The 5,171-nt window shown below is 66.8% G+C and carries 6 protein-coding genes and 1 pseudogene; 4 read left to right on the top strand and 3 right to left on the bottom strand.

The window, feature by feature from the left end; genetic code table 11:
- A pseudogene (locus tag EOD07_RS21660) lies at positions 1-471 on the bottom strand (GGDEF-domain containing protein); the annotation flags it as partial.
- A gap of 270 nt (positions 472-741) precedes the next feature.
- Here EOD07_RS21660 and EOD07_RS21655 point away from each other — a divergent pair.
- From EOD07_RS21655 to EOD07_RS21640, 4 genes are all read left to right on the top strand, one after another.
- Positions 742-1,689, top strand: coding sequence for a GNAT family N-acetyltransferase (locus EOD07_RS21655; RefSeq protein WP_127236923.1), 948 nt, complete (start codon positions 742-744; stop codon positions 1,687-1,689).
- Positions 1,690-1,795: 106 nt separating this feature from the next.
- Positions 1,796-2,944, top strand: coding sequence for an amidohydrolase (locus EOD07_RS21650; RefSeq protein ID WP_127236922.1), 1,149 nt, complete (start codon positions 1,796-1,798; stop codon positions 2,942-2,944).
- A 42-nt stretch (positions 2,945-2,986) separates the two neighbouring features.
- On the top strand, positions 2,987-3,544 hold the full coding sequence (locus EOD07_RS21645) for a DNA-3-methyladenine glycosylase (RefSeq protein WP_127236921.1): 558 nt from the start codon (positions 2,987-2,989) through the stop codon (positions 3,542-3,544).
- A 130-nt stretch (positions 3,545-3,674) separates the two neighbouring features.
- The gene (locus EOD07_RS21640; protein ID WP_127236924.1) at positions 3,675-4,034 is read left to right on the top strand and encodes a hypothetical protein; all 360 of its coding nucleotides are present in this window, start codon (positions 3,675-3,677) and stop codon (positions 4,032-4,034) included.
- A 21-nt stretch (positions 4,035-4,055) separates the two neighbouring features.
- Here EOD07_RS21640 and EOD07_RS21635 read toward each other — a convergent pair whose 3' ends face one another.
- A complete protein-coding gene (locus tag EOD07_RS21635; RefSeq protein ID WP_127236920.1) occupies positions 4,056-4,667 on the bottom strand; it encodes a dihydrofolate reductase family protein in 612 nt (203 codons plus the stop codon).
- Between the two features lies 1 nt (position 4,668).
- Positions 4,669-5,171, bottom strand: a 503-nt coding sequence (locus tag EOD07_RS21630) for a cupin (RefSeq protein WP_127236919.1), incomplete at its 5' end; no start/stop codon positions are given.

Raw genomic sequence — 5,171 nt, 5'->3', positions numbered from 1 at the left:
ATTTTCGACGCCGCCCTTGGCCAGAACGCAGCCGGCGGCGGTGAGGAGCGGCAGGGTGATGAAATTGATCGAAGCTGGCGCGTAGCAGGTGCCGTAGGTGACCGAACCGGCCGAAATGCCGGCAAGCACGATGAGATAGAGCGGCGCCTGGCTGGTCGTGTATCCGTCGCTCAGCAGCGCCAGAAACGACCAGGCTACCCCCGAGGCAAACGCCAGCGCGCCATAAAGGGAAAGCCGGGCGCCCACCGCCTTGGGCCTGTCGTCGGCCGCGCCCGATTGGGCGACGGCAAGCACCACGCGCGCGCCGTTTATCGAGGCGATCGCGATAAACCACAGCACCGCGGCAAGGCCGCCGCCGGACAACAGTTGCACCGCCAGGATCAGGGCCGCGAGCACCGTGCCGATGGGCATCGAGATGAAGACGCCCTTGCTCAGATCCGCAAGCCGGTCGCGCAGGATGCCGGCTTCCACGGCTCCGCTCCTTCCCTCGGAAGAGGGAACCGCAACCAGCCGCTCGCCATGCTTTTCCATGACCCTAGTCGGTAGGCGAGCGGGATGAAAATCGTGTTAAGGATTTCAGCGGTTTACGTCGCATTTTCCGATTAAGTCCGCCCGACGCCGGGAGCTGTGGGAAAACCGGGACGCTGCTCCGTATCAAGACGGAACATCGAGCACCGGCTCTGGACGTCTGCGGGGCGGTACGGGGTGGACAGAACGACCGCACGCGCAAAAGATGCTGGCATGGAACCCCTTGGCCCGACCGAGCTCAGGCTGATGCAAGGCCTCGCCCGGGAGGTGACGGCGCTGCGGCCGGAACTGCTCAACGGCGACGCGACGGTCGGCGAGCTGGCATGGGTCTGGGCCAAGGATTTCGACGCGCTCAGCCGCGTCTGGCGGCACCGGCTGTGGTTCGCCGACGGACGGCTGGCGGCGTGGGGATGGGCCTGCCCGCCTTACCGGGTGCCGCGCGGCGACGGCACGGTGCTGGACGTCGGCACGGCCAATCTGACCTGGCAGACGCATCCGGAGCGCGCGGCGCTGCTCGGCGAAATCCTCGACTGGTATGACGACGTGGCCGGGAATGTCGGTCGACTGCTGACCGTGCAATCCGCGGACGTTGAGGCGCAGCGAATTGTCGCCACGCATGGCTACGCCTTCGATGCTGAAGCCGGCGCGGATGACGGATCCTGGGTGCAGTTCAACACACGGGAATTGACGGATGTGCCCGATCCGGTGCTGCCCGAGGGATTCCGCTTCCTTACGGCCAACGATGTCTCGGCGGCCGACGCGGTCAGGGCGCATCGCGACGCCTGGCATGCGTCACGCCTCGGCGAGGCGGCGTTCGAGCGCGTGCGGCGGACCTGGCCGTACCGGGCCGACCTGCATGTGCTTATCGCCGCGCCCGACGGCACGCTGGCCGCGACCGCGATCATCTGGCTGGACGAGGCGACGCGAACGGCAGAATTCGAGCCGGTCGGCACGCATCGCGATTTCCGCCGGCGCGGACTGGGCACCGCCTTGCAATTGCATGGCATGCAGCTTGCCAAGGCGGCCGGCGCGACGCGCATGCTGGTCGCCTGCCGAGGCGCGCCGGCGGATCCGGCCGCCCGCAACATGTATTACGGCGTCGGCTTTCGTCCGATCAGCCGCGACCTGCCGCAGGTGAAGGTGGGCAGATGGCAGCGTTGATTTTGCGGAGGCCGATGGCCTATCCGAATTGATCGCCATGGCACGGCGCGAGAAAAACCCTATCGTGTTTGTGTGACCGGAAAAGCCCAACCGGAGGCCCCAACCCATGACCCTGACCAACCGCGACCTCATCGAGCTTACCGAATGGCGCCGCAAGCTGCACCGGCAGCCGGAAATCTCCAATGAGGAGGAAAAGACCGCGAAGGAGGTGGTGAACTTCCTCGCCGACACTGCTCCGGACAAGGTGCTGACGGGGCTTGGCGGCCATGGCGTGGCGGCGGTCTATGACAGCGGGCGGGCCGGGCCGACGGTGTTGTTCCGCTCGGAGCTCGACGCGCTGCCCATCGAGGAGCTTTCGGGTGTCGAGCATAGCTCTCAGGTGCCGGGCAAATCGCATATGTGCGGGCATGACGGGCACACCACGATCCTGGCGGCGCTCGGCCGGCAGCTCGGGCGCGAGAGGCCGGCGCGCGGGCGCGTCGTCTTGATGTTCCAGCCGGCGGAGGAAACCGGCAATGGCGCGGCCGGGGTCGTCGCCGACCCGCGCTTTGGCGAGATCCAGCCGGACTTTGCCTTCTCGCTGCACAATCTGCCGGGCGTGCCGTTCGGCGAGGTGCGGCTCAAGGCTGGCACCGTCAACTGCGCCTCGCGCGGCATGCGCATCGTGCTCGAAGGCAAGACCGCGCATTCCTCGATGCCGGAAACCGGCATCTCGCCAATGCCGGCGGTGAGCGAGCTGATGCCGGCGCTGCCCGCGCTGGGGCGAGGCACTTTCACCGATGAGGATTTCGGCATGGTGACCGTCACCCATTGTTCGATGGGCGAAGCCGTGTTCGGCATCGCGCCCGGCTATGCGGAAGTGTGGGCGACGCTGCGCACCCGCCGCGACGAGCGCATGGCCGAGCAGGTCGCCGCCGCGGAAGCGCTTGCCGCGAAGATCGCCGCAACGCACGGTCTCTCGGTGCGCTTCGACTATCACGAGATATTCGTCGCCAGCGTCAACGCGCCGGACGCGGTGGAGCATCTCAACCGCGCGCTCGACGAGGAAGGTGTCTCGCGCAGCGAGGAAACGCTGCCGATGCGCGCCTCGGAGGATTTCGGCATTTTCGGCCACAACGCGAAGTCGGCGATGTTTTTCCTCGGCGCCGGCGAGCACCATCCCTCGCTGCACAACCCCGACTATGATTTCCCCGACGACCTGATCCCGATCGGTTCGCGGATCTTCATGCGCACGGCCCGCAATCTGTTGGGATGATTCGAACGCCGATGATGGCCTGTCCGATCGAAGCCAGTCGCCATGCCGCTTAGCGGCAGGCCTGATTTCTTCGCCCGCGACGCGCTCGTGGTGGCACGCGCGCTGATCGGCGTCAGGCTCGGGCTCGCCGGTGTCGGCGGCATCATCGTCGAGACCGAGGCGTACCGGCCCGACGATCCCGCATCGCACAGCTTTCGCGGCCGGACGCCGCGCAACGCCCCGATGTATGGCGCACCCGGCACCGCCTATGTGTACCGCTCCTATGGGCTGCATTGGTGCCTGAACGCGGTGTGCCTGCCGGGCAGCGCGGTACTGATCCGGGCGATCCAGCCGCAATCCGGCATCGCCGCGATGCGCAAGCGGCGCGGAACGGATGACGACAGGCTGCTCTGCTCCGGTCCCGGCAAGCTTTGCCAGGCGCTCGGTATCGACGCCTCGCACAATGGCCTCTCGCTCACCGCGCCGCCCTTCGAATTTGCTCGATCGCAGACCGATCCTGCCGCTATCGTCAGCGGACGCCGGATCGGCCTCACAAAAGGCGTGGAAGCCGAGTGGCGCTTCGGCCTCGGCGGGTCGGCCTATCTCAGCCGCAGGTTCTGAGCGGGCTGTCGCTGCCCACAGCTCATTCGCCCGGCCCTGTCGCAAACCAGACGGGCGTAATCCAATCGGCAGGCTTGTGGGAAGACGCGTTCCGTGTACTGTCCGCCCTGAATTAGCAGGGACTCAAATGATGAGAATTGCGGTGGTTGTCGCGCTGAGCGCGGCAGTGGCTGGATGTGCGTCCTCTCCGGTCGACTATGGCGCCTCGCTTTCGCAGCAGGATCCGAAATGGGCATCGCCGGAATGCCAGCAGGCCCGCACGGCGGCTTCGGATTACGCCGCCCGCGAGAAGGAGCATCCCGGCTGGGGTTTCGGCGTGCTGGTTGGCCCCTACAGCATGGGGCTCGTCGCCGCAGCCAAGGAGCACGAACAGCAGGAACGGCGGCTGCTCGCGCGCCAGATACATCTGCAGTGCTCGAGCCAGCCTCTGCCGAAGGAACTGGATTTCGACCCGTCGACCTATGCGCCGAAGAAGACACATTATCCGTAGGCGCCAGGCTGCAGCCCGGTCTTACTCCGGCCGCTCCGCGGCATCCTTGCCGTCGAATGCGTAAGTGAGGATCGCCACGCCCGTCGTGGTCGCGATCTGGCTGGACAGCTTCAGCGCCGAGGGCGCCTGCCCGGCCTCGAAAAGGCGCGAGCCCGCGCCCAGCACCAGCGGGTGGACCATCAGCACCAGCTCATCGACAAGCCGGTGCCGCATCAGCGCGCGCAACAGCTTGCCGCTGCCGAACATGACAAGCGTCCTGTCGTGATCTTGCTTGAGCTTGCGCACTGCTTCGGCAGCATCGCCGGCAAGCAGCGTCGAATTCTCCCAGCGCGCTTGATACGCGGCGTCATGCGAGGCGACGAACTTCTGCGCGCCGGTCAGCGCTTTGGTCATCGGACTGGCCGGTTGCCTGACGACCCAGCCTTCGTACAGGTCCTCATAGGTCGTCCGGCCGGCGAGCAGCGACCAGCCGCCGGCCATGGCGCGGCCGATGACCTCCTGCATTTGCGGGTCGCTGCCCGCGATGCCCCAGCCGCCATGTTGGAAACCGTTGCGCGTGTCTTCATCGGCACGCGCCGGCGCCTGGAAGACACCGTCCAGCGTCAGATGCTCGATGGCGACGATCCTTGCCATTTCAGCCTTCGCTCCATGCTTTCAGCAGCGGCCCGTCGCCGCCATAGAGCGGATCCTTGTCCGGCCGGCCGACGATCGGGATGGTGCGCAGCGCCTCGGCATGCTGGTCCGGACCGCGGCACAGATCGTATGTGCCGAAAGGCGGATAGGCGCCGACCACCAGAAGGTCGGCCGAGCCGGACAGGCGCTGGTGGCCTGTGCCTGCCGGCAGAACCGCCACGTCGCCCGCCTTGACCTCGAGCACCTTGCCCTTGTCGCCGCCGAAGCGGACCTCGGCGGCGCCGCGCGCGATGCCCAGCACCTCATGGATGCGCGAATGATAGTGGACGAAGCCGTAGATGCCGTTGCGCCAGCTGTCGCCCCAGCCATTGGCGGCGAAAATATCCTCGAAGACGGCAGCCGGATCGACGTCGTCCGGCAGTGGCAGCGCGCCGGGATAGACGAGCATCGGCCAGCGCGGATGGTTGGGCACCAGCCCGTCATCGGCGAAGCGGAAGGTAAGGG

It is taken from the genome of Mesorhizobium sp. M2C.T.Ca.TU.002.02.1.1 (genome assembly GCF_003997225.1).
Note: the sequence above shows the minus strand (reverse complement) of the source record. Positions and strands in the feature narration are given on the sequence as shown.

Coding starts and splice junctions, on each gene's coding strand:
- EOD07_RS21655 (WP_127236923.1), top strand. CDS start 742: ATGGAACCCCTTGGCCCGACCGAGCTCAGGCTGATGCAAGGCCTCGCC.
- EOD07_RS21650 (WP_127236922.1), top strand. CDS start 1,796: ATGACCCTGACCAACCGCGACCTCATCGAGCTTACCGAATGGCGCCGC.
- EOD07_RS21645 (WP_127236921.1), top strand. CDS start 2,987: ATGCCGCTTAGCGGCAGGCCTGATTTCTTCGCCCGCGACGCGCTCGTG.
- EOD07_RS21640 (WP_127236924.1), top strand. CDS start 3,675: ATGAGAATTGCGGTGGTTGTCGCGCTGAGCGCGGCAGTGGCTGGATGT.
- EOD07_RS21635 (WP_127236920.1), bottom strand. CDS start 4,667: ATGGCAAGGATCGTCGCCATCGAGCATCTGACGCTGGACGGTGTCTTC.